This is a genomic window from Microterricola viridarii, from assembly GCF_900104895.1.
Taxonomy (GTDB): domain Bacteria; phylum Actinomycetota; class Actinomycetes; order Actinomycetales; family Microbacteriaceae; genus Microterricola; species Microterricola viridarii.
Map to the genome: position 1 here is coordinate 2,841,086 of NZ_LT629742.1, position 26,925 is coordinate 2,868,010.

The 26,925-nt window shown below is 70.5% G+C and carries 27 protein-coding genes; 2 read left to right on the forward strand and 25 right to left on the reverse strand.

The window, feature by feature from the left end; translation table 11 throughout:
* Positions 1-35: 35 nt before the first annotated feature.
* The 16 genes from argF to infC form a co-directional block, all read right to left on the reverse strand.
* Positions 36-965 carry an ornithine carbamoyltransferase gene (argF, locus tag BLT62_RS13020; RefSeq protein WP_083364447.1) on the reverse strand — a complete coding sequence of 310 codons (930 nt, stop codon included), beginning with the start codon at positions 963-965 and terminating at the stop codon, positions 36-38.
* Complete coding sequence (locus tag BLT62_RS13025) at positions 962-2,164, reverse strand: acetylornithine transaminase (RefSeq protein WP_083364448.1); 1,203 nt, start codon at positions 2,162-2,164, stop codon at positions 962-964. The genes argF and BLT62_RS13025 overlap by 4 nt, the downstream gene beginning before the upstream one ends.
* The gene (argB, locus tag BLT62_RS13030) at positions 2,161-3,135 is read right to left on the reverse strand and encodes an acetylglutamate kinase (RefSeq protein WP_407937550.1); all 975 of its coding nucleotides are present in this window, start codon (positions 3,133-3,135) and stop codon (positions 2,161-2,163) included. Before argB ends, BLT62_RS13025 begins: the two co-directional genes overlap by 4 nt.
* Before the next feature lie 14 nt (positions 3,136-3,149).
* Positions 3,150-4,301, reverse strand: coding sequence for a bifunctional glutamate N-acetyltransferase/amino-acid acetyltransferase ArgJ (argJ, locus tag BLT62_RS13035; protein WP_083364450.1), 1,152 nt, complete (start codon positions 4,299-4,301; stop codon positions 3,150-3,152).
* Entirely contained in the window at positions 4,298-5,347 is a 1,050-nt protein-coding gene (argC, locus tag BLT62_RS13040; protein ID WP_083364451.1) for an N-acetyl-gamma-glutamyl-phosphate reductase, read from the reverse strand. The genes argJ and argC overlap by 4 nt, the downstream gene beginning before the upstream one ends.
* 225 nt (positions 5,348-5,572) lie before the next feature.
* Positions 5,573-6,010, reverse strand: a complete 438-nt coding sequence (locus tag BLT62_RS13045) for a DUF1801 domain-containing protein (protein WP_083364452.1) — start codon at positions 6,008-6,010, stop codon at positions 5,573-5,575.
* 165 nt (positions 6,011-6,175) lie between these two features.
* Complete coding sequence (pheT, locus tag BLT62_RS13050) at positions 6,176-8,701, reverse strand: phenylalanine--tRNA ligase subunit beta (RefSeq protein WP_083364453.1); 2,526 nt, start codon at positions 8,699-8,701, stop codon at positions 6,176-6,178.
* A 2-nt stretch (positions 8,702-8,703) separates the two neighbouring features.
* Positions 8,704-9,774, reverse strand: coding sequence for a phenylalanine--tRNA ligase subunit alpha (gene pheS / locus BLT62_RS13055; protein WP_083364454.1), 1,071 nt, complete (start codon positions 9,772-9,774; stop codon positions 8,704-8,706).
* Positions 9,775-9,818: 44 nt separating this feature from the next.
* Positions 9,819-10,766, reverse strand: coding sequence for an amino acid ABC transporter permease (locus BLT62_RS13060; RefSeq protein WP_083364455.1), 948 nt, complete (start codon positions 10,764-10,766; stop codon positions 9,819-9,821).
* On the reverse strand, positions 10,763-11,410 hold the full coding sequence (locus BLT62_RS13065; RefSeq protein WP_083364456.1) for an amino acid ABC transporter permease: 648 nt from the start codon (positions 11,408-11,410) through the stop codon (positions 10,763-10,765). The genes BLT62_RS13060 and BLT62_RS13065 overlap by 4 nt, the downstream gene beginning before the upstream one ends.
* Before the next feature lie 95 nt (positions 11,411-11,505).
* Complete coding sequence (locus BLT62_RS13070) at positions 11,506-12,381, reverse strand: glutamate ABC transporter substrate-binding protein (protein WP_407937551.1); 876 nt, start codon at positions 12,379-12,381, stop codon at positions 11,506-11,508.
* An 80-nt stretch (positions 12,382-12,461) separates the two neighbouring features.
* On the reverse strand, positions 12,462-13,262 hold the full coding sequence (locus BLT62_RS13075; protein ID WP_083364457.1) for an amino acid ABC transporter ATP-binding protein: 801 nt from the start codon (positions 13,260-13,262) through the stop codon (positions 12,462-12,464).
* A gap of 91 nt (positions 13,263-13,353) precedes the next feature.
* Entirely contained in the window at positions 13,354-14,166 is an 813-nt protein-coding gene (locus BLT62_RS13080) for a TrmH family RNA methyltransferase (protein WP_083364458.1), read from the reverse strand.
* Between the two features lie 73 nt (positions 14,167-14,239).
* Positions 14,240-14,632 (reverse strand): 50S ribosomal protein L20, encoded by a 393-nt coding sequence (rplT, locus tag BLT62_RS13085; RefSeq protein ID WP_083364459.1) that lies wholly within the window; start codon positions 14,630-14,632, stop codon positions 14,240-14,242.
* Between the two features lie 44 nt (positions 14,633-14,676).
* Complete coding sequence (rpmI, locus tag BLT62_RS13090; protein WP_047406521.1) at positions 14,677-14,871, reverse strand: 50S ribosomal protein L35; 195 nt, start codon at positions 14,869-14,871, stop codon at positions 14,677-14,679.
* Complete coding sequence (gene infC, locus BLT62_RS13095; protein WP_083364460.1) at positions 14,864-15,460, reverse strand: translation initiation factor IF-3; 597 nt, start codon at positions 15,458-15,460, stop codon at positions 14,864-14,866. The genes rpmI and infC overlap by 8 nt, the downstream gene beginning before the upstream one ends.
* A 266-nt stretch (positions 15,461-15,726) precedes the next feature.
* Here infC and BLT62_RS13100 point away from each other — a divergent pair, with 266 nt between their 5' ends.
* Positions 15,727-16,107, forward strand: coding sequence for a DUF1844 domain-containing protein (locus tag BLT62_RS13100; protein WP_083364461.1), 381 nt, complete (start codon positions 15,727-15,729; stop codon positions 16,105-16,107).
* A gap of 69 nt (positions 16,108-16,176) precedes the next feature.
* Here BLT62_RS13100 and BLT62_RS13105 read toward each other — a convergent pair whose 3' ends face one another.
* The 7 genes from BLT62_RS13105 to BLT62_RS13135 all read right to left on the reverse strand — a co-directional run bounded on the left by BLT62_RS13105 (position 16,177) and on the right by BLT62_RS13135 (position 22,224).
* A complete protein-coding gene (locus BLT62_RS13105) occupies positions 16,177-17,592 on the reverse strand; it encodes a pyridoxal phosphate-dependent decarboxylase family protein (protein ID WP_083364462.1) in 1,416 nt (471 codons plus the stop codon).
* Between the two features lie 123 nt (positions 17,593-17,715).
* Positions 17,716-18,552, reverse strand: coding sequence for an SseB family protein (locus BLT62_RS13110; RefSeq protein ID WP_083364463.1), 837 nt, complete (start codon positions 18,550-18,552; stop codon positions 17,716-17,718).
* Between the two features lie 40 nt (positions 18,553-18,592).
* Positions 18,593-19,339: a bifunctional 1-(5-phosphoribosyl)-5-((5-phosphoribosylamino)methylideneamino)imidazole-4-carboxamide isomerase/phosphoribosylanthranilate isomerase PriA gene (gene priA / locus BLT62_RS13115; protein WP_083364464.1), complete on the reverse strand. Its 747-nt coding sequence runs from the start codon at positions 19,337-19,339 to the stop codon at positions 18,593-18,595.
* A 111-nt stretch (positions 19,340-19,450) separates the two neighbouring features.
* The gene (gene hisH, locus BLT62_RS13120) at positions 19,451-20,092 is read right to left on the reverse strand and encodes an imidazole glycerol phosphate synthase subunit HisH (RefSeq protein WP_083364465.1); all 642 of its coding nucleotides are present in this window, start codon (positions 20,090-20,092) and stop codon (positions 19,451-19,453) included.
* Positions 20,089-20,700, reverse strand: a complete 612-nt coding sequence (gene hisB, locus BLT62_RS13125) for an imidazoleglycerol-phosphate dehydratase HisB (protein WP_083364466.1) — start codon at positions 20,698-20,700, stop codon at positions 20,089-20,091. Before hisB ends, hisH begins: the two co-directional genes overlap by 4 nt.
* A 9-nt stretch (positions 20,701-20,709) precedes the next feature.
* Positions 20,710-21,858, reverse strand: a complete 1,149-nt coding sequence (locus tag BLT62_RS13130; protein ID WP_083364467.1) for a histidinol-phosphate transaminase — start codon at positions 21,856-21,858, stop codon at positions 20,710-20,712.
* A 72-nt stretch (positions 21,859-21,930) separates the two neighbouring features.
* Positions 21,931-22,224 (reverse strand): LysM peptidoglycan-binding domain-containing protein, encoded by a 294-nt coding sequence (locus BLT62_RS13135; protein ID WP_331710500.1) that lies wholly within the window; start codon positions 22,222-22,224, stop codon positions 21,931-21,933.
* Positions 22,225-22,710: 486 nt separating this feature from the next.
* Here BLT62_RS13135 and lexA point away from each other — a divergent pair, with 486 nt between their 5' ends.
* Positions 22,711-23,346 carry a transcriptional repressor LexA gene (lexA, locus tag BLT62_RS13140; RefSeq protein ID WP_083365463.1) on the forward strand — a complete coding sequence of 212 codons (636 nt, stop codon included), beginning with the start codon at positions 22,711-22,713 and terminating at the stop codon, positions 23,344-23,346.
* 67 nt (positions 23,347-23,413) lie between these two features.
* Here lexA and metE read toward each other — a convergent pair whose 3' ends face one another.
* Both metE and BLT62_RS13150 read right to left on the reverse strand, forming a co-directional pair.
* Positions 23,414-25,762, reverse strand: a complete 2,349-nt coding sequence (metE, locus tag BLT62_RS13145) for a 5-methyltetrahydropteroyltriglutamate--homocysteine S-methyltransferase (protein WP_083364469.1) — start codon at positions 25,760-25,762, stop codon at positions 23,414-23,416.
* 159 nt (positions 25,763-25,921) lie between these two features.
* Positions 25,922-26,896: a methylenetetrahydrofolate reductase gene (locus BLT62_RS13150; RefSeq protein WP_231919170.1), complete on the reverse strand. Its 975-nt coding sequence runs from the start codon at positions 26,894-26,896 to the stop codon at positions 25,922-25,924.
* Between the last annotated feature and the right edge of the window lie 29 nt (positions 26,897-26,925).

The following is a 26,925-nucleotide window of genomic DNA, read 5'->3' on the forward strand; positions in this document are numbered from 1 at the left end:
TTCGCTTTTCTGGTCGGTGGGAGGTCGGGCGCGCGCTAGCGGGCGTTCTGGGCGAGCAGCCAGACCATGAGCGCCTTCTGGGCGTGCAGGCGGTTCTCCGCCTCGTCCCAGATGATGCTCTGCGGCCCGTCGATGACCTCGGCGGTGACCTCGTAGCCGCGGTCGGCCGGCAGGCAGTGCATGAAGAGGGCGTCGGATGCCGCGTGCGCCATCAGCTCGCTGTCCACCCGGTAGGCGCCGAGCTCGGCCACGCGGGCCGCCTTCTCCTCCTCCTTGCCCATCGACACCCAGGTGTCGGTGACGACGACGTCGGATCCGCTGACGGCGGCGACCGGGTCGGTGAAGAGGGCGACGGAGCCGCCGGTCTGTGCGGCGATGGCGGCGGCATCCGCCACCACCTGCTCGCTCGGCGTGTAGCCGGCCGGCGAGGCGATGCGCACGTGCATTCCGGCGGTGGCGCCGGCCAGCAGGTAGGACTGCGCCATGTTGCAGGCGCCGTCACCGAGGAAGGTCAGGGTGAGCCCGGCCAGGTGCCCGCGCTTCTCGGTGATGGTGAGCAGGTCGGCCAGCAGCTGGCAGGGGTGGAAGTCGTCGGAGAGCGCGTTGATCACCGGGACGGTGGTTCCCTCGGCCATCTCGGTGAGGCCGGCCTGGCCGTAGGTGCGCCAGACGATGGCCGCGACCATGCGCTCGAGCACGCGCGCCGTGTCGGACGGCGTCTCCTTGCCGCCGAGCTGGCTGTTGGCGGTGGAGATGATCAGCGGGGTGCCGCCCAGGTCGGCGATGCCGACCGCGAAGGAGACCCGGGTGCGGGTGGAGGACTTGTCGAAGATGACGGCGACCGTCTGCGGGCCGGCGAGCGGCTTCTCGGCAAAGCGGTCCTTCTTCAGCTCGAGGGCGAGCTGGAGGATCTCGGCCTGCTCGGCGGGGGTCACGTCGTCGTCGCGGAGGAAGTGGCGGGTCATGATGCGTCGCTTTCGGTGGGGGTGTCGAGAGTGGCGAGGGCGCGGCCGAAGCGCGCCGTGAATTCGGTGATGTCGGCGCTGTCGATGGTGAGCGGCGGCGCCAGGCGGATGGTGCTCGGGTTGGCGGCGTTGACGATGAGGCCCTGGGCCATGGCCGCGGCGGTCAGGCCGCCGGCGCGCGGCTCGCTGAGCGCGACGCCGAGCAGCAGGCCCTGGCCGCGGATGCCGACGATGTGCGGCGAGCCGATGGACGCGATCGCGGCCCGCAGCTCTGCGCCGCGCTCTGCGGCGTTGCGCACCAGGCCGGCGCGCTCGATCTCGCCGAGGACGGCGTTCGCGGTCGCCGTCATCAGCGGGTTGCCGCCGAAGGTGCTGCCGTGGTGGCCCGGGCCGAACAGCTCGGATGCCGCGCCGAAGGTGATCAGGGCGCCGATCGGAACGCCGCCGCCGATGCCCTTGGCCACGGTGATCGCGTCCGGGGCGATGCCGGCGTGCTGGAACGCGAACCACTCCCCCGTGCGGCCTGCCCCGGTCTGGATCTCGTCGATGATGAGCAGCGCGCCGTGGCGGCTGGTGATCTCGCGGGCCGCCGCGAGGTAGCCCTCCGGCAGCGGGAGCACACCGGCCTCGCCCTTGATCGGCTCGAGGAACACGGCGGCGACGTCGTCGCCCATCGCGGCCTCGAGGGCCTCGATCGTGCTGTCGATGTGCTCGACCCCGCCGGGCATCGGCTCGAACGGGGCACGCATCGCAGCCTTGCCGGTCAGCGCCAGGCTGCCCAGCGTGCGGCCGTGGAAGGCGTCGGTGAGCGCGATGATGCGCGGCCGGCTCGCGCCGCCGTGCAGGCGGGCGAGCTTGAATGCGGCCTCGTTGGCCTCGGCGCCGGAATTGCTGAAGAAGACGCGGCCCTCCTCGCCCGCTCCGCTCAGCCGGGCGAGCCGCTCGGCGAGCTCGAGCTGGGGCGGGGAGGCGAAGTAGTTGGAGACGTGCGCGATGGTGGACGCCTGGCGGGTGAGCGCGTCGACGAAGACCGGGTGGGCGTGGCCGAGCGCGTTGACGGCGATGCCGGCGAGGAAGTCGAGGTACTCGTTGCCCGCGTCGTCCCAGACCCGGGCGCCCTGGCCGCGCACCAGCATCGCCATGGGCGCCCCGAACGTGCGCATCATGCGGTTCGCGGATCGTTGCTGCCAGTCGGTCATGCGGGTGCTCCTTGCGTTGTGGTGCCTGCGGCATCCGCGGCGCCGATGTTCTCGTGCTCGCTTGCTTCGGGCAGCACGACCTCGGTGCCGATGCCGCTCTGGGTGAAGATCTCGAGCAGGATCGAGTGCGGCACCCGCCCGTCGATGATGGCGGCCTTGGAGACGCCGCCCTCGACGGCCTCCAGGCAGGCGGCCATCTTGGGGATCATGCCCGACTCGAGCGTGGGCAGCAGCTCGCGCAGCTCGGGCACGTCGATGACGGAGACGAGCGAGTCGCGGTCGGGCCAGTCGCGGTACAGGCCGGCGACGTCGGTGAGGATGACGAGCTTGGCGGCGCCGAGGGCGACCGCCAGGGCCGCCGCGGCGGAGTCCGCGTTGACGTTGAGCGACTGGCCCGGCACCGCGGTGTCGGGCGCGATCGAGGAGATGACGGGGATACGGCCGGCCTCGATCTGGGCGTGCACCGCGGCGGGGTCCACGGCGATGACGTCGCCGACGAGGCCGAGGTCGACCTCCTCGTCGTCGACGATGGCACCGCGGCGGCGGCCCTGGAACAGGCCGGCGTCCTCACCGGAGAGCCCGGCCGCCAGCGGGCCGTGCTCGTTGATGTGGCTGACCAGCTCACGGTTGACCTGGCCGGTGAGCACCATGCGCACCACCTCCATGGTCTCCGGCGTGGTCACCCGGTAGCCGCCGCGGAACTCGCTCGGGATGCCGAGCTTCTCCAGCATCGCCGAGATCTGCGGGCCGCCGCCGTGCACGACGACGGGTCGGATGCCGGCGTAGCGGAGGTAGACCATGTCCTCGGCGAAGGCGCGCTGCAGCTCCTCGCTGACCATGGCGTTGCCGCCGAACTTGACCACGATGATCTGCTCGTGGAAGCGCTTCAGCCAGGGCAGCGCCTCGATCAGCGTGGCCGCCTTGACGGCGGCGTCCGCCTGGATCAGCTCCAGCTCTTCTGTTGATTTCACGCTCTCGCCCATCATCAGCTCGCGTACGCGCTGTTCTCGTGCACATAGTCGTGCGTCAAGTCGTTGGTGAAGATGGTGGCGGATGCCGCACCGACGTGCAGCTCGATGAGCACGTGGGTGTCGCGCGGGCTCAGGTCGACGAGCTCGCGCGGCTGGTCGGGCTCGCCGGCGTGGCAGACCCGCACGCCGTTCATCGACACGTCGACGATGTACGGGTCGAAGGCGGCCTGCGTGGTTCCGATCGCGGCCAGCACTCGGCCCCAGTTGGGGTCGTTGCCGAACACGGCGGCCTTGAAGAGGTTGTTGCGGGCGACGGAGCGGCCGACCTCGACGGCGTCGTCCTCGCTCTGGGCGCCGACGACCTCGATGGCGATGTTGTGGCTGGCGCCCTCGGCATCCGCCTGCAGCTTGAGGGCGAGCTCGCGGCAGAGCACGGTGAGGGCGGCCGTGAACTCGGCCAGATCGGGGGTGACGCCGGAGGCGCCGGAGGCGAGCAGGCTGACCTGGTCGTTGGTCGACATGCAGCCGTCGGAGTCGAGCCGGTCGAAGGTGACCCGGGTGGAGGCGCGGAGGGCCGTGTCCAGCGCGGCCGCGTCGAGCAGCGCGTCGGTGGTGATGACGACGAGCATGGTGGCCAGGCCCGGCGCGAGCATGCCGGCGCCCTTGGCGATGCCGCCGATGCTCCAGCCGCCCTGGCTGATGCTGGCCGTCTTCGGCACGGAGTCGGTGGTCATGATGGCGCGGGCCGCGTCGTCGCCGCCGTCGGCGCCGAGCGCGGTGGCGGCGGCGGCGACACCCGCGGCGAGCACGTCGCCGTCCAGCTGGTCGCCGATCAGGCCCGTGGAGCAGACCAGCACGTCGCCGGCGGAGACGTCGAGTGCCGCCGCGACCGCTTCCGCGGTGCGGTGCGTCACCTGGAAGCCCGCGCTGCCGGTGAAGCAGTTGGCGCCGCCGGAGTTCAGCACGATGGCCGAGACGGTGCCGTCCTTGATGACCTCCTTCGACCAGATGATCGGGTTGGCCTGCGCCCGGTTGCTGGTGAAGACGGCCGCCGCGGCCTGGGACGGGCCGCGGTTGACGACGAGGGCGAGGTCCGGGGCGCCGGAGGCCTTGATGCCGGCGGCGATGCCGGCCGCGTCGAAGCCGAGGGGGGTTGTGACGCTCACGGGGCGACTCCATTCAGGGCGAGACCGGCCGTCTCTGGCAGGCCGAGGGCAATGTTTGCGGACTGGATCGCGGCGCCGGCTGTGCCCTTGACCAGGTTGTCGATGGCGGCGACGACGACGACGCGGCCGGCGGCCTCGTCGACGGCGAGGCCGAGCAGGATGGTGTTGGCGCCGATGGTGTCGGCGGTGCGGGGCATCTGGCCGGCCGGCAGCAGGTGCACGAACGGCTCGTCGGCGTAGGCGGCCTCCCAGGCGGCGCGTACCGTCGCGGCATCCGTGCCCGGAACGACGCGCGCGGTCGAGGTGGCCAGGATGCCGCGCGCCATGGGAACGAGCACCGGGGTGAACGACACGGTCGGGTCGAGAGCGCCCGCGCCGCGCAGTGCCTGCTGGATCTCGGGGATGTGCCGGTGGGTGCCGCCGACGGCGTACGGGCTGGCGGAGCCGAGGATCTCGGCGGCGAGCAGGTTGGTCTTCAGCGCCTTGCCCGCGCCGGACGGGCCGACGGCCAGCACCGAGACGATATCGGCGGACTCGATGACGCCGGAGCGGATGCCGGGCGCGAGCGAGAGCGCGACGGTGCTGGCGTTGCAGCCGGGGGCGGCGATGCGGCGGGTGCCGGCGAGCCGCTCGCGCTGCTTGGCCGCTCCCCCGTCGATCAGCAGCTCGGGCACGCCGTAGCTCCAGGCGCCGTAGAAGTCGCCGCCGTAGAACGCCGCCCAGTCGGACTCGCTCTCCAGCCGGTGGTCGGCGCCGCAGTCGACGACGAGTGTGTCGGCGTCGAGGTGGGCGGTGAGCTCGCCGGACTTGCCGTGCGGCAAGGCGAGGAAGACGACGTCGTGGCCGGAGAGGTTCTCCGGCGTGGTGTCGACGAGGGTGAGGTGGGCGAGACTGCGCAGGTGTGGCTGCACGTCGATCAGCTGCTGGCCGGCGTTCGAGTGCGCCGTGACGGTGCGCACCTCGAAGTCGGGGTGTTGGGAGAGGATGCGGAGGAGTTCTCCGCCTGCGTAGCCGGATGCCCCGGCTACCGCGACCGCGAATGTCATTCTTTTGCCTTACGTGAGTGGACGACGAGGTTGCGACGGCGACGCCACGTCAGACTCCACGAAGGGTCACGCAAGCGCCGCCTAGATTCGGCGGTCGGCCCGGCGTCGACGCAGCGCAGGCACGGCGGGGATGGCCAGTGCGAGGGGGGTGCGCCGAGCGGAAAGCATGTCGTGAGCCTATCGCGCCCCGCGGGCGGGCGGCAAACTCGATTGCGCCGAGTGGGCTCAACCCTCGTACGGCAGCCCGATCCCGGAGATGCCGCGGCGCCAGCTCTCGGCGTAGAGCTCCTCAAGCACGGCCAGGTCGAGCTTGCCGAATCGGCCGACCCAGACGCAACCGGCGCCGCGCTTGTTCGGGCCGAGCCGGTCGAGCAGCTCCTCGCTGCCGGGGTACCGGTCGAGGTAGAGCGACATCGAGGCCTTGCGCGGCGAGAAGCCGATCAACGGGGAGTCGCCCTCGCGCCCGCTGGCGTAGCGGTAGTGGTAGCTGCCGTAGCCGACGATGCTCGGCCCCCACATCACCGCGGGCACGCCGGCGATCCGGTCGAGCATCGCCTTCAGCACGTAGGCGTCCTCGCGGCGGCCGGCGGGCTCCGCACGGTCCAGGAACTCGTCGACGGATGCCGTCGTCGGCACCATCACGGTGTTTGCGCTCTCGCTCATGCAGCCATTCTGGCACTCGGGGGTGCCGCTGTCTCCGGTTGCCGCTGGTTCCCCCTCCCGTTGGCTCGAGGGAGCGCCAGCGACCGAAGCCAACACCGCCGAACGGCACAGAGACCACAGAGGGGCGCCGCAGTGCGGCGCCCCTCCGTCGTTCAGATGCTCCGGCTACTCGCGGGTCGCGGCGCCGAGCAGCTCGGCGGCGCGGGCGGCACCGGCCAACTTGGCCTCGCTCGCCTCCGCCGCGGTGAGCGTGCGGTCGCTCGCCCGGAAGCGCAGCGCGAAGGTGAGGCTCTTCTGCCCCTCCTCGAGGCCGGCGCCCCTGTAGTCGTCGACCAGGTGCAGCTCCTCGAGCAGCGCGCCTGCGCCCTCGCGCACGGCGGCCAACACCGCGGCGGCGGGCACGGACGCGTCGACCAGCAGGGTGAGGTCCTGCGTCGCGGCCGGGAAGGTGCCGATCTCGGCGGCCTCCACGACGGGCTTCGCGAGGGCGATCACGGCGTCCAGGTCGAGCTCGACGACGGCGACCACGCGCGGCAGGTCCGCGTCCGCGGCGATCTGCGGCAGCAGCTCGCCGGCGAAGCCGACGGCCTGGCCGGCGACGCGCAGCTCGGCCGTGCGGCCGGGGTGCATGGCCTTGTGGCGGCCCTGCACGATCTCGATGTCCGCGCCGGTGGCGAGGGCGATCTGGGCGACGATCGCGAGGGCATCGGCGATGCCGGCGGCGATGGCGCTCTGGCCGGGCTGCTTGCGCACGACGTTGCCCATGATGAGCGCGCCGACGTGGCGCGGCTGCGGCGGGATGCCGGCGTTCAGCTCAGCGAGCTGCTCCGCGCTCGGACGCTGCGTGCCGGACGGCAGCGTGGCCTGGCCGTAGGCCGCACCCTCCACCGGGGTGAAGACGAGGCCGAGCTCGTACAGCGCGACATCCGTCAGGCCGCGGGACAGGTTGCGCTTGGCGGCCTCGATCAGGCCGGGCAGCAACGTGGTGCGCAGGTACGGGGCGCTCGCGTCGAGGGCGTTCGCCACCTTGATCTGCGGCACCTCGGCCGCCTCGGCCGCACCGAAGAGGTCGTTCTGCGCCTTCGGCAGGAACGGGAACGCGATGATCTCGGTCGAGCCGGCCGCGGCCAGGGCGTCGGCCACGGTGCGGCGGATGCGCTGCTCGCGGGTGAGGCCGTGCCCGGCGGGGGCGACGGGCAGCACCGAGGGGATGCGCTCATAGCCGACGATGCGGGCGACCTCTTCGGCCAGATCGGACTTGTCGGTCACGTCGGGGCGCCAGCTCGGCGGGGTGACCAGCAGGCCGCCGTCGGCCTCGGCGATGGTGCCGCCGACCTCGGCCAGCGATCCGCGGATCTCCTCGTCGGTGTAGTCGACGCCGATGAGCCCGGAGACGTAGCCGTCGGGCAGGAAGATGGCGGCGGCGCTTGCGGCCTCGCCGGTCAGCGAGCCCGCGTCATCCGCGGTGCCGCCGGCCAGGTCGACGAGCAGCTGCGCCACCCGGGAGGTCGCCGCCGCTGCGATCCGCGGGTCGACGCCGCGCTCGAAGCGCTTCGCGGCCTCGCTCGGCAGCTTGTGCCGGCGCGCCGAGCGGGCGACAGTGACCGGGTCGAAGTTGGCGGCCTCGACGAGCACGTTGCGCGTCGTGTCGCTGATCTCGGTGCTGGCCCCGCCCATGACGCCGGCGATGCCGATGGCGCCGCTGTCGTCGGTGATGAGCAGGTCCTCGATGTGCAGCGCGCGCTCCTGCTCGTCGAGGGTGGTGATCTTCTCCCCCGCGGCGGCGCGGCGCACCACGATGCCGCCGGAGAGCTTGTCGAGGTCGTAGCCGTGGGTCGGCTGGCCGAGCTCGAGCATCACGTAGTTGGTGATGTCCACGGGCAGCGAGATCGAGCGGATGCCGGCCAGCTTCAGTCGGGCCACCATCCACGGCGGGGTCGGCCGGGTCGGGTCGATGCCGCGCACGACGCGCGTGGAGAACACGGAGACGCCGGGGCGGCCATGGATCGGGGCCTCGTCGGCGAAGGTCACCGGGAAGCCATCGTTGGCGCCCGGGGCGAGCTGGCCGTGCGCAGCGGGGTCGCGGAAGGCGGCCCCGGTCGCGTGCGAGTACTCGCGGGCGACGCCGCGGATCGAGAAGGCGTAGCCGCGGTCCGGTGTGACGTTGATCTCGACGGCCTCGTCGGCCAGGCCGAGCAGCTCGATGGCGTCGGTGCCGACCTCCGGGTCGAGGCCGAGCGTCGACAGGCGCAGGATGCCGTCGTGGTCGTCGCCGATGCCGAGCTCGCGCACCGAGGCGATCATGCCGTCGGAGACGTGGCCGTAGGTCTTGCGCGGCGCGATCGGGAACGGGCCGGGCAGCACGGCGCCGGGAAGGGTCACGACGACCTTGTCTCCGACGAAGAAGTTGCCGGCACCGCAGACGATGCCGTGCACGGCATCGCCACCGTCGGCGGCCTGCTGGCCGTCGGGTGCGACGCGCACCTGGCACCAGCGGATGGTCTTGCCGTTGGCCTGTGGCTCCTCGACGAACTCGAGCACCTCTCCGACGACGATCGGTCCGGTGAGGTCGAAACTGTGGACCTCTTCCTCCTCGAGTCCGACCTTGACGAGCGCGGCATGCACGTCGTCAGCTGTCGTTCCCGGTGCGAGATCAACGAATTCCGCGAGCCAACTCAGGGGCACCCGCATGACTAAACCACCATTCCGAACTGCTGGGAGAAGCGCACATCGCCCTCGACCATTTCACGCATGTCTTGTACATCGCTGCGCAGCATGAGGCCGCGCTCGATTCCCATCCCGAAGGCGAAGCCCGAGTACACCTCGGGGTCGATGCCGGCGGCCCGCAGCACGTTGGGGTTGATCATGCCGCAGCCGCCCCACTCGATCCAGCGCGCGCCGTGCTTGAACGTCGGGTGCCAGAAGTCGAGCTCGGCGCTCGGCTCGGTGAACGGGAAGAAGCTGGGGCGCAGGCGGATCTTGGCCTCATCGCCGAAGATCGACTTCACGAAGTGGTCGAGCGTGCCCTTGAGGTGCGCCATGGTCAGGCCCTTGTCGACGGCGAGGCCCTCGAACTGCATGAACACGGGAAGGTGCGTGGCGTCGAACTCGTCGGTGCGGTAGACGCGGCCGGGGGCCAGCACGTAGACGGGCAGCTCGCGGTCGAGCATCGAGCGCACCTGCACCGGCGAGGTGTGCGTGCGCAGCACCAGGTGCGACTCCGGCGGGTCGATGAAGAAGGTGTCCTGCATCGCGCGCGCCGGGTGGTCGGCGTCGAAGTTCAGCGCGTCGAAGTTGAACCACTCGCTCTCGACCTCCGGCCCCTCGGCGATCTCCCAACCCATGCCGGTGAACACGTCGCAGACGCGATCCTGCAGCAGGGTGAGCGGATGCCGGGCGCCGGGGCGGTAGCGGCTGGCCAGCGCGGTGACGTCCAGCGCCTCGGCCTCGAGCTGGGCGGCGGCCTCCGCGGCCACGATGCCCTCCTCGCGGGCGGCGAACGCCTGTGCGACACGGCCGCGGGCCTGGCCGACGAGCTTGCCGAGGGCGGCTTTCTGCTCTTTGGGGACGTCGCGCAGGGTGGCGTTCAGCTGCGCCAGCGGCGAGGCCTCGCCGGTGTGCGCCGTGCGCACGGCTTTCAGCGCGGCGGAGTCGCCGGCGGCCTCGATCGCCGCCAGTGCGGCGTCGACGGCCGCGGCGACGGTGGATTCGGTGATGACGGCTTCGGCGTTTATAGCTTCAGGGAGCTCAGTGGACTCAGACACAAGGCCCAAGTTTACCCAGCCGCGCGTGGGCGGCGCACCGCGGGCTACGCGGAGCCGCCGGTGGCGGAGGCCGCGGCATCCGCGGAGGCCTGCCGCATGTTGAGCATGGCGTCGTTGGGGTCCTCCGGCGGCCGCCTGCGCCCCCGGCCGGCCCTGCCCGCCTTCCCACCGCTCGCGGTGCGGCGGGAGAGCCAGCGGGCGAACCAGGACAGGGACAGGTTCATGATCAGGTAGAGCACGAGGGTGACGAAGAACAGGGAGAAGAGGTAGCGGTTGCCGACCGCGCTGGCAATGTTGTTCATCGTCACCCGGATGAGCTCCGGGTAGCCGACGATGAAGCCGAGCGAGGTGTCTTTCAGCAGCACGACGAGCTGGGCCACGATGATCGGCAGCATCTGCCGGAACGCCTGCGGGAACTCGACGAGCAGCCGGGACTGCAGCGGGCGCATGCCGAGGCTCAGCCCGGCCTCCCGCTGGCCGCGCGGCAGGGCGACCAGCCCGGCCCGCAGCGCCTCACCGATGAGCGCCCCGTTGTAGAGGATCAGCGCGATCACGACGGCCCAGTAGGCGCCGGTCGAGCCGGCCAGCAGGATGAACAGCATCATCAGCAGCACCGGCATGCCGCGGAAGAACTCCAGGATGACGGCGATGGGGATGCGGATCCACCGGGTCTGTGCGCTGCGCAGCAGGGAGAACACCACACCGAGGGCGACGGCGCCGACCGCGGCGACACTCGCCGCCTTCAGCGTGTTGGCGACGCCGACGAAGATGATCCGGTTCCAGACGCGTGGGTCGAGGAAGATGTCCCAGCGGCTGGGATCGAGCATGCTGGGCAGTTCGACGCCGCTGGTGGCCACGCGGGGCGCGGCGAGCACGGAGTAGACCCAGGCGGCGCCGGCCGCGAGCAGCAGGAGCCCGACGCCGGAGAGGATCAGCGAGAGGCGCCGGCCCTTGGGGCCCTGGGCGTCGAAGAGGACGTTGGAGCCGCTCATCGCTGCACCGCCAGTCGCTTCTCGATGCGCCCGGCCAGGAGCCCGAGCGGCACCGTGATGATGAGGTAGAACGTGGCGACCCCGAGCAGGATCGCAATCACCGCATTGCCGTTGTCATTCGCGAGCTCCTTGCCGATGGTGAACAGCTCCGCGACGAAGAAGCCGCCGGCGACGGAGGTGTTTTTCGTGAGGGCGATGAAGACGTTGATCAGCGGCGGCACCGTCATCCGGAACGCCTGCGGCAGGATGACGAGCGTCACGCTCTGCCCGAAGCCCAGCCCGACGCTGCGCGCCGCCTCGGCCTGCCCGATCGGCACGCCGTTGATGCCCGAGCGGAGCGCCTCGGCGACGAACGGCGAGGTGTAGACGCTCAGGCCGATCATGGCGAAGACGAGGTAGCTGAAGTCCACCCCGAAGTAGGGAAGGATGAACGCGCAGAAGAACAGGATCAGCGTCAGCGGGGTGTTGCGCACCAGCTCGGTGTAGACGGTGGCGAAGCCGCGCAGCGAGGCTACCGGCGAGATGCGCATCGCCGCGATCAGCGTGCCGATGATGAATGCCGCGATGCCCGCGACGACGAGCAGCAGCAGGGTGTACCCGAACCCGCTGAAGTAGCGGGGCAGGTTCTCGATCACCGCATCCATGCGCGGGAGTCCTTTCGCGAGAGCGGTTGCGCGTGGGCCGGGCTGGGCCCCGGCCCACGCGCGTCACGCTGAGATGCGGTCGGCTGGGGCCGCGATCAGCTGCAGGGCTCGACGGCCGGCGGGTCGACGTAGGGAAGCACCGTTCCCGCGGTCGAGTTCCAGGCCTCCTCGTAGGAGCCGTCTGCGTACGCGGCCTCGAGGGTCTCGTTGATGAAGGTGCAGAACTCGGTGTCGTCCTTCTTGAGGCCGATTCCGTACGGCTCCTCCGTGAACGGCTTGCCGACGACCTTGAACTCGCCCTCGTTCTGCGCGGCCAGGCCGGCGAGGATCACGTTGTCGGTGCTGACGGCGACCACGTCACCGCTCCGCAGCGGCTCCAGGCAGTTCGTGTACGTGTCGGTGAGGAACGGGATCGCGCCGATCTCCGCGAGCTTCTGCGCCGGCGTCGAGCCGGTCACCGAGCACACGTTCTGCCCGACGAGGTCGTCCTCGCTCTTGATCGTGTCGTTGTCGGCCAGCACCAGGATCGACTGCCCGGCCAGGTAGTACGGGCCGGCGAAGTCGACGACTTCCTTGCGCTTGTCGTTGATCGTGTAGGTGGCGACGACGATGTCGACCTCGCCGTTCTCGATGAACGGCTCGCGGTTGGCGGAGACGGCCTCCTTCCACTGGATGTTCTCCGGTGCGATGCCGAGGCCGTTCGCGATGATCTTGGCGATCTCGACGTCGAAGCCCTCCGGCTCGCCGTCCAGGTTGATCAGCCCGAAGAGGGGCTGGTCGAACTTCGTGCCGACGGTCATCGTGCCGGCATCCGCCAGCGCGGCCATGGTGGTGCCCTCGGCGAAGGTGGGCGCGGGGGCCGCGCTCTCGCCGCTGTCGGTCGATCCGGTGTCACCGCTCGCGCACGCGGCGAGAGCGAGAACGCTGGCCGCGGCTAGGGCGATCAGGGGCATTCTCTTCTTCATGTTCATCCTCATTTCGTCTGGGTGATTCATGGTGGGTGGCGTTTCGGGTGTGGGTGGGGCCCTCGCGTGCGCTCAGCGCCCGGTTCTCAGTGTTCGAGGATCTTGGAGAGGAAGTCCTGCGCGCGGTGCGACTGCGGGTTCGAGAAGAAGTTCTCGGGGGTGGCCTCCTCGACGATCTCGCCGTCGGCCATGAACAGCACGCGGTCGGCGGCCTTGCGGGCGAAGCCCATCTCGTGGGTGACGACGATCATCGTCATGCCGTCCTTGGCGAGGCCGATCATGACATCGAGCACCTCGTTGATCATCTCGGGGTCGAGGGCGCTGGTCGGCTCGTCCATCAGGATCAGCTTCGGGCTCATCGCCAGTGAGCGGGCGATGGCGACGCGCTGCTGCTGGCCGCCGGAGAGCTGGGCGGGCATCTTGCCGGCCTGGTTGGCGACGCCCACCCGCTCCAGCAGCTCCATGGCCTTCTGCTTGGCCTGTGCCTTGGGGAGCTTCTTCACCTTGATCGGCGCGAGGGTCACGTTCTCCAGCACCGTCTTGTGCGAGAACAAGTTGAACGACTGGAAGACCATGCCGACGTCGGCACGCAGCCGGGCGAGCTCTGCCCCCTCCTCCGGCAGGTGCTCACCGTCGATCGTGATGGAGCCGGAGTCGATGGTCTCGAGCCGGTTGATGGCGCGACAGAGCGTCGACTTGCCTGACCCGCTCGGCCCGATCACCACCACGACCTCGCCGCGCGCGACGGTCGTGTTGATGTTCTTCAGGACGTGCAGCTCACCGAAGTGCTTGTTGACGTTGTCGATGACCACGAGGGGCTCGCCCCGTCGAACGGCGATGTTCGAGGTGGCGGGCTCCAGGCGGGCTTTCTTCGGATTTGAATCCATACCCCCAACATAGGGACACAAGACCCTGTTGCGTCACCCCTTCGAGGGGTGGTTACACAACCGTTACGGGGCCGCAGCTGCGGGGGCTCTGCTACCGGTCGCTGGCGCTGCGCTGGGCGAAGGCGGACTCGTAGAGGCAGACGGATGCCGCGGTCGCGAGGTTCATCGACTCGGCCTGGCCGTAGATCGGCACCATGACGGAGCGCTCGGCCAGCGCCAGCTTCTCGTCGGTGAGGCCGCGGGCTTCGTTGCCGAACAGCCAGGCGGTCGGCTCGGCCAGCAGGCCGGTGGCACGCACCTCGAGCATGTCCTCACCCTTGACGTCGGCGGCGATCAGCTGCAGGCCGGCCTCGCGCACGCGGAGGCGCACGTCTTCCAGCTCGACGTCGATGGCGATCGGCAGGTGGAACAGGCTGCCGGTGGTGGAGCGGACCACCTTGGGGTTGTACAGGTCGACGGAGCGGCCGGTCAGGATCACGGCGTCGGCGCCTGCGGCATCCGCCGCGCGGATGATCGTTCCTGCGTTGCCGGGGTCGCGGACCTCTTCGAGGATGGCGATGAGCTTCGGCTTGCCGGCGAAGATGTCCTTCAGGGCGGTCGGGAAGACGCGGCAGACGGCGATGAAGCCCTGCGGGGTGACGGTGTCGGCCATCGCGTTCAGCACCTGCTCGGTGACGAACTCGAACGGGACGTCGGCCTCCTCGGCCGCCTGGGCGATCTCCGGATAGCGGTCCAGCGCGGTCGGCGTTCCGAACAGCTCCTGCACCAGCTCCGGGCGGAAGTTCAGGGCCTCGGCGACGGCCTGCGGGCCCTCGAGCAGGAAGAATCCGCTCTCGACCCTCGCAGCCTTCTTCGCCAACTTGGCTACGGAGCGAACGCGGGGAGAACGAGGATTTTCAAGCATGCCTCAAGTCTACCGACAGCACGAAAAAGGCCCGACACCACGCGGGTGTCGGGCCTTCTCAAGATGGTGATGCTTACGCAGCAACCTTCGCCTTGGGAGCGTTGACGTCGGCGGGCAGCGCCTTCTTCGCGGTCTGCACGAGGGCAGCGAAGGTGGCGGGCTCGTTGACGGCCAGCTCGGCCAGGATGCGACGGTCAACCTGCACGCCAGCCAGGCCGAGGCCCTGGATGAGGCGGTTGTAGGTCATGCCGTTGGCACGCGACGCAGCGTTGATGCGCTGGATCCACAGACGACGGAACTCACCCTTGCGGGCACGGCGGTCGCGGAAGCTGTAGACCAGCGAGTGCGTGACCTGCTCCTTGGCCTTACGGTAGAGGCGCGAACGCTGGCCGCGGTAGCCCTTGGCGCGCTCGAGGATAACCCGACGCTTCTTGTGGGCGTTGACGGCCCTCTTTACTCTTGCCATTTTTGTTTCTTCCTAACGGGTGTGACGGCGGGTGATCGAAAGGATCAGCGACCGAGAAGCTTCTTGATGACCTTGGCGTCTGCCGGAGCCAGCACCTGGTCCTGGTTCAGGCGAGCCTTGCGCTTCGAGGCCTTGACCTCGAGGTTGTGACGCATTCCGGCCTGCTGCTTCATGATCTTGCCGCTGCCGGTGACCTTGAAGCGCTTCTTGGACCCGGAGTGGGTCTTCTGCTTAGGCATTGTTTTCCTCCTGCTTCGCCGCTTTAGTCGCGGCCCGATTTGCGTTGGCCTCACCCTTGACCTCTGACTTGTTCTTCAGAGGACCAATGACCATGACCATGTTTCGACCGTCGATGGTGGGGGTCGATTCGACAGAACCGTACTCCGCCACATCTTCGGCAAATTTCTGGAGCAGGCGCACGCCCTGATCGGGGCGGGACTGCTCGCGACCACGGAACAAGATCATTGCTTTGACCTTGTCGCCGCCCTGGAGGAAGCCGATGGCGCGCTTCATCTTGGTCTCGTAGTCGTGCTTGTCAATCTTGAGACGGAACCGGACCTCTTTGAGGATCGTGTTCGCCTGGTTGCGACGGGCTTCCTTCGCCTTCTGCGCAGCCTCGTACTTGAACTTGCCGAAATCCATGATCTTGGCCACGGGGGGCTTCGAGTTGGGGGCAACCTCAACGAGATCGAGGTCAGCCTCCTGCGCCATGCGCAGTGCGACCTCAATTTTGACGACGCCGACCTGCTCGCCACCAGGGCCGACGAGGCGGACCTCTGGCACTCGGATGCGGTCGTTTGTACGGGGATCGGTGATGCGAGTCTCCATCTACTCAAGATTCAGCCACTGTCACAGTGCGGATGCCCTGTGACGGACGAAGAGGAGAGATTCACGCAAAGACCACTCGTGCGAACACGAGCTTTCTTGCTGCACCCTGGCTGCCTTCCCGCGCCCCAGTCGAAACTGTTCTGCGGGAAAACGGAGTGCTAACTACCCGGTAACCTAGTGAAGCGGTCAAGCGCGGGTGGGAGAATATCCACTTTCGTCACGGAGCATTCGCTCCGTAGCCCAGATGAGCCTAGCAGAGGAATGCCTTGAGCAATAATTTTGATGAAAACCCGGCATTCGACGAGAACGCCGCAGCAGCACAGGCCGCCGAGGCCACCCGTGACATTGCCGACGTGCCAGCGGTTGAGGTCATCACGACCACCGCCGTGCACCTGATGAGCGCGGCCGCCGTCAAGTGCGGCCTGGCCGACGACCCCGAGACGCAGCAGGACCTGGACGAGGCGCGCAAGCTCATCAACGCCCTTGCCGGCCTGATCACCGCCGCCGCCCCCGAGATCAGCGACATGCACGCCCGCAGCCTGCGCGACGGCCTGCGCTCCCTGCAGCTGGCCTTCCGCGAGGCCTCCGTCATCCCGGATGCCATCGGCCAGGGCCCGGGCGAGAAGTACACCGGCCCCGTCAACTAGGCAGCCACACCCGGCGGCCACACTAGGCAGCCACACCCGGCCGGCGCGCGGCCGCGCGGAGCGAGAGGCTCAGCGCGGCGGCAGCGCCGCCCGCACGGCGTCGACCGTGGTGCGCACCTCGTCGGCGTCCGTCGCCCAGTTGCTCACCGAGAACCGCAGCACGGCCCGATCGTGCCAGTGCGACGGCGAGGCCAGCACGCGGCCCTCTGCCAGCAGGCGCTCCCCCAGTGCCGTGGTCGCCTCGTCATCCGGCATCGCCATGCAGACTTGGGTGAACACGACATCGTTGAGGATGCTGACGCCGGGCAGCGCCGCGAGCTCCTCCGCGAGTCTGCTCGCGTTCTGGGCGAGCCCGGTGACCAGCTCCTCGACCCCGTCGCGGCCGAGCCAGCGCAGGGTGGCCAGGAGGGGGACGCCGCGTGCGCGGCGGGACATCTCCGGCACCTTCTCGAACGGGTCGGCCCCGGCCGCCGGCGCGAGCAGGTAGCTCGCGTGCACGCCGAATGCCGTGTGCAGCGCGGTGGGGCGGGCGACGATCGCCACCCCGCAGTCGTAGGGCACGTTGAGGGTCTTGTGGGCGTCGGTCGCCCAGGAGTCGGCGAGCTCGTACCCGGCGGTCAGGTGACGGAGACCCGGGGCGGCGCCCGCCCAGAGCCCGAAGGCGCCGTCGACGTGCTGCCAGGCGCAGGCGGCCCGGCACAGGGCGGATGCCGCGGCGAAGTCGTCGAACGCCCCCGAGTGGATGTTCCCCGCCTGCAGGCAGACGATCGTCGGGCCGCTCCCCTCGCCGAGCGCCCGCGCGAGCCCGGCGATGCTGATCCGGCCGTGCGCGTCGGCGGGGACCAGGGTGGCCTCGCCGAGCCCGAGGTAGCGTGCGGCGAGGTCGACCGCGCCGTGCCGTTCTGCGCCGGCGATGAGGCGGATTCGCGGGGCGCCGCTCAGGCCGTCGCGGTTCACGTCCCAGCCCGCCTGCTCGAGCACGTGCTGGCGGCCGGCGGCCAGCCCGACGAAGTTGGCGGCCGTCGCGCCCGTCACGAAGCCGACGTCGGAGCTGCCCGGCAGGCCGAGCAGCTGCAGCAGCCACTCGCCCGCCAGCTCCTCCGCGGCGATCACGCCGGGTGTCGCGTCGCGCATCCCCGCGTTCTGGTCCCAGGCGCTCACCAGCCAGTCGGCGGCGAGGGCGACCGGATAGGTGCCGCCCATCACCCAGCCGAAGAAGCGGCCGGACTGGCTCGCCATCAGCCCCGGCTCGACCGCTGCGGCGAGCTGCTCGATCACGGACTCGGCCTCGAGCCCGTGCGGCGGCAGCTCCCGGCCGATGGCCGCCTTCACCTGGTCGATGTCGTGGGTGGCGGGGATCGGGCGGCTGAAGACGCCGTCCAGCCAGCGCCTGGCCACGCCGGCGGCGGTGTCGAGCACCGCGTCGTAGTCCGCCGTCGGTGCCGGGGCTGTCTGGGTGCCCCCGCTGAGCGGAACGGGATCCATCGGGGTGTCGGGATCCGACGGGGCGTGTGAAGGCTGAGAAGTGTCCATCCGGAGACCTGGATTCTGCGCGCGGCGCGCTCCCCCGATTCTCCGCCCGCTCCCCCGGTCCGTCAACGGCGCGGCTCAGGCGGAGCGGACCAGCTTCACCGTGAGCGAGTCGACCTGCGTGGCGATGACGTCGCTGGCGGCCCAGCGCTGCGCGAGTCGGGCGAGGGTCGCGTCGAGCAGCTCGCGGGTGAGGCCGTCGACGAGCTCGAGCCGCACGATCAGCTCCGGGCCGGCCAGCACTGCGCCGGGGTCGCCGGGCACGAGGGTGACGGAGAGCACGGAGAGCTCGGTGCGCACCGAGTGCTGGAAGGCCTCGAGCACCTCGCCGGACTCGAAGCTCGGCCGCCACTCCTGTGCCTGCGCGATCGCCCAGAGGGCGGGGCGGCGCAGCGCGAACTCGGTCGGCGAGAGCGGGTCGAGCACGACGAGGTCGGTGTTCTCGCTGGCGGCGGCCAGCGCGACGCGCACGCCGTCGGCCGGCACCGGCCTGGCCCGCGGGTTCCATCTGGCCATCGCCCGCACCGAGCTGAACACGGGCAGCACGTTGCGGCCGTCCGGTCCGGCGACGGTGACGATCGAGAGCTCCTGGCTCTTGTCGATCGTGTGGCCGTGCTCGTTCTCGCCGGCCTCACCGAGGTGGGCGACGAGCGGGATCAGCAGTCGGGCGCCGCGCAGGGCGTCGACGACGCCGGCCTGCCCGTGCTCCCCCGCCCGGAAGCGGGCGAGGGCGTCCAGCAACTCCGGCGGCGCGGAGCCGTCATCCTCTGCGTGCGTGTTCTCGTCGAAGCTGCGGCCGGCCCAGGGCTGGCCGGCGGAGTCGGCGAGGTGCGCGGGAAGCTGCGGCGCTGCACCGGGTTGCGGCTGCGCCGGGTCGGCTGGCGTCGGGTCGGCTGGCGTCGGGTCGGGTCGCATTGGTTCGGGCTGCGTGGGCACGGGCTGCTCGGGGTCCGGCTCAGTCGCTCGCGACGTCCAGCGCCTCGGCCAGCGTGAATGCGCCCGCGTAGAGCGCCTTGCCGACGATGGCGCCCTCGAGGCCGCCGGGGACGAGCTGGCGCAGGGCCGCGATGTCGTCGAGGTTGGAGATGCCGCCGGAGGCGACGACGGGGCGGTGGGTGCGCGCCATGACCTGCTTGAGCAGTTCGATGTTCGGCCCCTGCAGCGTGCCGTCCTTGGTCACGTCGGTGACGACGTAGCGGGCACAGCCGGCGCTCTCGAGGCGGTCCAGCACGGACCAGAGGTCGCCGCCGTCCTGCGTCCAGCCGCGGGCGGCCAGCGTGGTGCCGCGCACGTCGAGGCCGACGGCGATGGCGTCGCCGTACTGGGCGATGACGCTGGCGGCCCACTCGGGGTTCTCGAGTGCGGCGGTGCCGAGGTTGATGCGCTTGGCGCCCATGTCGAGGGCGGATTCCAGCGAGGCGTCGTCGCGGATGCCGCCGGACAGCTCGATGTGCACGCCCTTGACCTGGCGCAGCACCTTCTTGACCACGCTGTGGTTGTTGCCCCGGCCGAATGCGGCGTCGAGGTCGACCAGGTGGATCCACTCGGCGCCCTGGGCGGCCCAGTCGGCCGCGGCGTCGACGGGGTCGCCGTAGTTGGTCTCGGTGCCGGCCTCGCCCTGGGTCAGGCGCACGGCCTTTCCGCCGGCGATGTCAACAGCGGGCAGAAGCACAAGACGCGGGGTCTTGTTGAACTCACTCATGATTGTCCTTGACTCGATGGCCGCCACGTTCGGGCGGCCGACACAAACAGTTGATACTACGCGCTCGGCGCCTGACGCTCCGCACCCCCGGGGCTGGCGGGGCGATTTCGCTCAGGCTGAGCGCAGGGAGTCCAGCCAGTTCTTCAACAGGCGGATGCCGGCATCCCCCGACTTCTCTGGGTGGAATTGCGTGGCGGAGAGCGGCCCGTTCTCGACCGCTGCGAGGAAGCGCCCGCCGTGCTCCGCCCAGCTCAGGCTCGGCTCGGGGAAGGGCGGCATGACATCGAGCGTCCAGCTCTGGGCCGCGTAGGAGTGCACGAAGTAGAAGCGCTCGTCCTCGACGCCGTTGAACAGCACGGAGTTCTCGCCGGTCTCGATCGTGTTCCAGCCCATGTGCGGCAGCACCTCGGCCGGCAGCTCGGTGACGGCGCCCGGCCACTCGCCGAGGCCCTCCGTGTCGACGCCGCGCTCGACGCCGTGCTCGAACAAGACCTGCATGCCGACGCAGATGCCCATCACGGGCCGGCCGCCGCCGAGGCGCCGGTCGATGATCTCGTCGCCGCGCACGGCGCGCAGCGCGCTCATCACCGCGCTGAACGCCCCGACACCGGGAACCAGCAGGCCGTCGGCCTCCTGGGCGAGCTTGCGGTCTGCCGTCAGGGTGACGTCGGCGCCGGCGAGCTCCAGGGCCTTGACGGCCGAGTGCACATTGCCGGTTCCGTAGTCGAGGACGACGACGCTCGGTGCGCTCACAGCGCGCCCTTGGTGGAGGGGATGCCGACGACGAGCGGGTCGACGGCCTTGGCCTGGCGGAAGGCTCGCGCGAAGGCCTTGAACTCGGCCTCGGCGATGTGGTGCGCGTCGCGGCCGCCCAGCACGGTGATGTGCACGGTGAGGGCAGCGTTGTAGGTGATGGCCTCGAAGACGTGTCGCACCATCGAGCCGGTAAAGTGGCCGCCGATGAGGTGGTACTCGAAGCCGGCCGGCTCGCCGCTGTGCACGAGGTACGGGCGGCCGGAGATGTCGACGACGGCCTGCACGAGCGCCTCGTCGAGCGGGACGAGGGCGTCGCCGTACCGGGAGATGCCGCTCTTGTCGCCGAGCGCCTCGCGGATCGCGAAGCCGAGCGCGATGCCGATGTCCTCGACGGTGTGGTGCACGTCGATCTCGGTGTCGCCGTGGGCGCGCACCGTGAGGTCGGTCAGCGAGTGCTTCGCGAACGCCGTGAGCAGGTGGTCGTAGAACGGGACGGAGGTCTGGATGTCGGCGACGCCGGTTCCGTCCAGGTTGATCGACAGCTCGATGCTGGACTCGCTGGTCTCGCGGCGAATCGAGGCGGTACGGGGCGCAGAAAGGATCATACCTTGATTCTATTCACCGCCGGGGGCCTGTGACGCTGCCCCGCCGGGCCCGCCGGAACCGCGGCCGTCGGGGCCGATCTCGGCCAGCGCGGTCAGGAACGCCGTCGTCTCGGCCTCTGTCCCGGCCGTGACGCGCATCTGGCCGGGCAGGCTGACCTCGCGGATCAGGATGCCGCGGGCCAGCAGCGCCTCGAAGACGGCGTGCGGGTCGGCCACGCCCCCGAACAGCACGAAGTTGCTCGCGCTCTCGTAGGGCTCGTAGCCGAGCGCGCCGAGCTCCCGCACGAGGCGGTCGCGCTGCACCCGGATCTCGCCGACCATGCCGAGCATCTCGGCGGAGTGCGCCAGCGCGGCATTGGCCGCGGCCTGTGTGAAGGCGGACAGGTGGTACGGGAGGCGCACCAGGCGCAGCGCGTCGGTGACGGCGGGGTCTGCGGCCAGGTAGCCGACCCGGGCACCGGCGAAGGCGAAGGCCTTGCTCATGGTGCGTGAGACGAGCAGGCGCGGCCGGCCGGGCAGGAGGCCGAGCGCACTCGGCGTGCCCTCCGGCGAGAACTCGGCGTACGCCTCGTCGACGACGACGATCGCGGCGCCGTCGTCATACTGGCTGGCCTCGTAGACGGCCTCGATGACAGCCAGCGGAAGCGGCGTGCCGGTGGGGTTGTTCGGGGAGCAGAGGAAGATGATGTTGGGCTGGTGCTCGCGCACGGCCGCTGCGGCATCCTCCGGGCTGATCGTGTAGTCGGCGCCGCGCGGCACGCCGATCCACTCCGTTCCGGTGCCGGAGGCGAGCAGCGGGTACATCGAATAGGTGGGCGTGAAGCTGAGCAGGGTGCGGCCGGGGCCGCCGAAGGCCTGCAGGATGTGCTGCAGCACCTCGTTGGAGCCGTTCGCCGCCCAGATGTTGGCGGCGTCGAGGCCGTGGCCGAGGTAGCGGGCGAAGCTCTCGCGCAGCTCGGTGAACTCGCGGTCCGGGTAGCGGTTCACGCTGAGCACGGCCGCGGCGACGCGGGCCACGATGTCGTGGGCGACGTCCTCCGGGATGCCGTGGCTGTTCTCGTTGACGTTGAGGGCAACGGGGACGGCGGCCTGCGGGGCGCCGTACGGCTGCTGCCCGACAAGGTCGTCACGGAGGGGGAGATCGCTGAGATTCGTCACCGTACGAGTCTATGGGGAGCGTCTGGGCGCCGGCGTGATCGTTACGCCGCGGGCGCCGCCCGCTGTGCGGCGCTAGTAGCCGGCGGGGACGGCCAGGCGCTGGCCGGCCTGGACCTGCGAGGAGTCGAGCTGGTTGAGCTCGATGAAGGCGGCGATGACATCGCGCGGGTCGGCTTGCGGTGCCAGGTCAACGGCGAGGGTCCAGAGCGACTCCCCCGGCGGCACGGAGATGTAGTCGAAGCTGGCGCCCTGCTGGCTGGCGTCGCCGGCGACGGCGCCGCCGCCGTTGACGGCGAACATGAGCGCACCGGCCACGATGGGTAGGGCTACGAGCGTCGTGAACACGACACGGCCGCGGCTGGTCAATCGAAGGTGGCTACGAACAACGACCGGGGCGCCAGCGCCCTGAACGGCCTGCACATTCGCCGGGATTGCGTGTACTGCACTCATTTCGACCTCCTCTGGGATTCGCGCCCGGGCCCTCGGGTGGGACCGGATTCGAAGCTGTGTTCCGAACATACATTCGAATGATTCGAAGATGCAAGCCTTTCTTCGAGAAATTCGGAAGAAACGCGCGACACACTCGAACATTCGTTTGCCGAGACACCCGGCTCGCGATAAAGTCGTGAGTGTCTGGAGACAGACAATCAGGCACCTCTGACACGGTCAGATGCGCACACCGCCCCGGCGTTGTGTGGCCAGATCACAGCTGGTCAGCACAGCAATTCGGAAGCGGCACGAAGACAGGACAGCGAGGGCAGCACGGTGACGACAGAGCGCGACACACCCCCCGACGTGAAGGGCACGGCGAAGCCGGGCAACCGCCGGCGCAAGAGCCTGAGCGCGAAGCAGATGGCGATCCTCGACGTCATCCAGCGCTCTGTGAGCGCGCGCGGCTACCCGCCGAGCATGCGCGAGATCGGCGACGCCGTCGGCCTGGCCTCGCTCTCTAGCGTCACCTACCAGCTCAAGCAGCTGGAGCTCAGCGGCTACCTGCGCCGCGACCCCAACCGCCCGCGCGCCCTCGAGGTGCTCATCGAGGTGCCGGCGCAGAACGAGGGCACGGAGAGCTACGAGGGCGAGAGCTTCGCCACCCCGATGGCCACCGTCGGCGATGCCGCCATGGTGCCGCTCGTCGGGCGCATCGCCGCCGGCATCCCGATCACCGCCGAACAGCAGATCGACGAGATCTTCCCGCTGCCCCGCCAGATCGTCGGCAAGGGCGAGCTGTTCATGCTCAAGGTCGTCGGCGAGTCGATGATCGACGCCGCCATCTGCGACGGCGACTGGGTGGTCGTGCGCGCCCAGAAGACGGCGGAGAACGGCGAGATCGTCGCGGCCATGCTCGACAACGAGGCCACCGTCAAGGTGTTCCGCCAGCGCGACGGCCACACCTGGCTGTTGCCGCGCAACAGCAACTTCGAGCCGATCCTCGGCGACTACGCCGAGATCCTGGGCAAGATCGTCGCGGTGCTCCGCAGCGTCTGATCCGAACACAACAGGGAAGGGCCCCGATGCTGCGCATCGGGGCCCTTCCCTGTTTGGCATGTCTCGACTAGAGCGCGGCCGCCCCGGCGCGGACCGCCTGCGTGGCGGCGAGCATGTTCTGCAGCGACTCCGTGGTCTCGGCGTAGCCGCGCGTCTTCAGACCGCAGTCGGGGTTGACCCAGAGCCGGCGGCCGGGCACGACCTCCAACGCCCGCTCGAGCAGCTGCGTCATCTCGGCGACCCCGGGCACGCGGGGCGAGTGGATGTCGTACACGCCGGGCCCGATGCCGTGGTCGAACCCGCTGCGGCCGATGTCATCGACGATCTCCATCCGGCTCCGGGCGGCCTCGACGCTCGTCACGTCGGCGTCCAGCCGGCCGATCGCGTCGATGACGTCACCGAACTCCGAGTAGCAGAGGTGGGTGTGGATCTGGGTCTCGGCGCGCACCCCGGCCGTGGCCAGGCGGAAGGACCCGACGGACCAGTCCAGGTAGCCGGCGTGGTCCGCGCGCTGCAGCGGGAGCAGCTCGCGCAGGGCCGGCTCGTCGACCTGGATGATGCCGATTCCGGCGCCCTCCAGCTCGCCGATCTCGTCACGGAGAGCGAGGGCAAGCTGCGTCGCGGTCTCCCCCAACGGCTGGTCGTCGCGCACGAACGACCAGGCCAGGATCGTCACCGGGCCGGTCAGCATTCCCTTGACCGGCTTCTCGGTGAGGCTCTGCGCGTACACCGCCCAGCCGAGCGTGATCGGGGCGGGGCGGGACACATCGCCCCAGAGCAGCGACGGGCGGGTGCACCGGCTGCCGTAGGACTGCACCCAGCCGTGCTCCGTCACCGCGAAGCCGTCGAGGTACTCGGCGAAGTACTGCACCATGTCATTGCGCTCCGGCTCGCCGTGCACGAGCACGTCGAGCCCGATCTCCTCCTGCAGCCGCACGACCCGGTCGATCTCGGCCTTCATCAGGCCCTCGTACTCGGCCGGGCTGAGCGCGCCGGAGTTCAGCCGGGCGCGGGCGCGGCGGATGTCGGGGGTCTGCGGGAAGGAGCCGATCGTCGTGGTCGGCAGCAGCGGCAGCGGCAGGGCCGCCTCCTGGGCGGCGACGCGCTCGGCGTAGTCGCCACGCTCGTAGTCGGCCGTGCCGAGCGCGCCGGTGCGCGCCCGGACGGCGGCATCGCGCACTCCCGGCGCGGCCAGCCGCTCGGCGAGGGCTGCCGCCGCGGCCTCCAGCTCGGCCCGGACACTCTCCCGCCCGTCGCGGAGCCCGGCGGCGACGGCCGCGATCTGGCCGACCTTCTGGTCGGCGAAGGCCAGCCAGTTGCCGAGCGCGCCCAGCTTGGTCTCCTCGCTCGCGTCGTGCGGGAGGTGCAGCAGGGAGGTCGAGCTCGACACGGAGACGGCCGGCGAGAGCGCGCCGAGCGATTCGGCCGCGGTCAGCGCCGCCTCGAGGTCGCCGCGCCAGATGTTGTGCCCGTCGATGACGCCGGCGACGAGCGTCTTGGCCGCCAGCGCCGCAGCGGTCTCCTCCCCCAGCCCGGTCGGCAGGGTCCCGCGCACCAGGTCGAGCCCGATCGCCTCGACGGCGGATGCCGCGAGCACGGGCAGAGCGTCGCCGAGCGCGCCGTAGGGCGCAGCCACGAAGATCGCCGGGCGGGCGGTCGCGCCCGCGAGCACGCGGTAGGCCTCCGCCAATGCGGCCAGCTGCACCGGGCGGGCGACGGGGATGCTCTCGTTGACGAGGCCGGGCTCGTCCAGCTGCACCCACTCCGCCCCGGCGGCGCGCAGGCGCGCGAGCAGCTCGGTGTAGACGGGGAGCAGCTCGTCCAGGCGCGAGATCGGCTCGAATCCGGCCGGGGCGCCGTCGCTCGCCTTGGCCAGCAGCAGGAAGGTGACCGGGCCGACGATGGCGGGGCGGGTCAGGTATCCGGCCGCCTTCGCCTCCTCGAACTCGCGCACCAGGCGGTCGCTGGCCAGCCGGAACTCGGTCTCTGGGCCGATCTCCGGCACCAGGTAGTGATAGTTGCTGTCGAACCACTTGGTCATCTCCAGCGGGAGGTTGTCGCCGGCGCCGCGGGCCAGCGTGAAGTAGCCGGCCAGGTCGAGGCTGCCGTCATCCGCCACCAGCTGCGCGAAGCGGCTCGGCACGGCTCCGACGGTGACCGCGGTGTCCAGAACGTGGTCGTAGAAGGAGAAGCTCTCTGGGATGGCGGAGTCGCCGCGGCCGAGGCCGAGGCCTGCGAGCCGGGCCCTCGTGGTCGCGCGGAGCTCTGCCGCACGCTGCTCGAGCTCGGCGGCGGTGATGCTGCCCGCCCAGAACGCCTCGACGGCGTGCTTGAGCTCGCGCCGGCGGCCGATGCGCGGGTAGCCGAGGATGGTGCCGGCGGGGAACGCCGGGGCGGGAGTGGGTCGTGCGGTCATTCGTCGTCCTTACTGATGGGGTGCGGCCGCTGGGTGGTGCGGCCTGCGGGATTTTCGGGTTCGGCGGTCGTCGGAAAAAGACATGGGGGTAGTGCGGAAGGGTGCCAGAGGGCGTTGCCCGACGTGGGGCCGGGGTACGGGGTCGGTCGCGGGCCTGCGCTAGCGGCCGGCGACCGCCGGCATTCGGCCGAGGCGTTCCAGCACGCCGAGCACCGCGCGGTGCTGGTTGAAGGTGTACAGGTGCAGGCCGGGTGCACCGCCGGCGAGCACCTCGGCGGCGACGCGGGCGATGTAGTCGACGCCGATCTCGTGCTGGCCCTCTTCGCTGGGCTCCACCTCGAGGGCGATCTCGAGCTCGGCGGGGATCTCCTCGCCGGTCAGCTCGGCGATCCTGGCCAGCCGGGTCGGGGTGGTCGCGGGCATCAGGCCCGGCACGATGTCGATGGTGACGCCGGCCGTGCGGGCGCGGTCGACGAAGCCGAGGTAGTCGTCGGCGTGGAAGAAGAGCTGGGTGATCGCCAGCGTCGCGCCGGCGACCTGCTTGGCGAGCAGGCTGTCGACGTCGGCGCTCGATCCGCGGGCACGCGGGTGCCCGTTTGGGAAGGCCGCGACGGCGACGCGCTCCGGCCGGCGGCGCCGCGCGATGCGGCTGCCCTGGCTGGCCCCCGGCACGCGCTTCTGGGAGAACGGCTCGCGCTCCTCCTGCACCCGGTGGATCAGCTGCACGAGCTCCGCGGCGCTGCCGAGGTCGCCGAGCTCGGCTGGCCCGGTGACGCCGCTCGGCGGGTCGCCGCGGAGGGCCAGGAAGCTGGTGATGCCGGCGTCCAGGAACTGCCGGACCAGGCTGTTCGCCTCGGCGTGGGACGAGCCGACGCAGGTGAGGTGGGCCATCGGCTCGACGGCCGTGTGCTCGAGGATGTAGCGGAGCACGGTGAGGGAGCGCTCCCGGGAGGAGCCGCCCGCGCCGTAGGTGACGGAGATGAACGCCGGGTCGGCCTCCGCCAGCTTGTCGATGGTTCGCCCGAGCGCCAGGGCCGCGGCATCCGTGCGGGGCGGGAAAAGCTCGAACGAGACGGGCGTCACGACTCCGCTGTGGCCGCCCGCTCGGGGCGAGACGTGGTGGTAAGCGGCCAAGGTGTGTTCCTCTGCGTGGGCGGATGCCG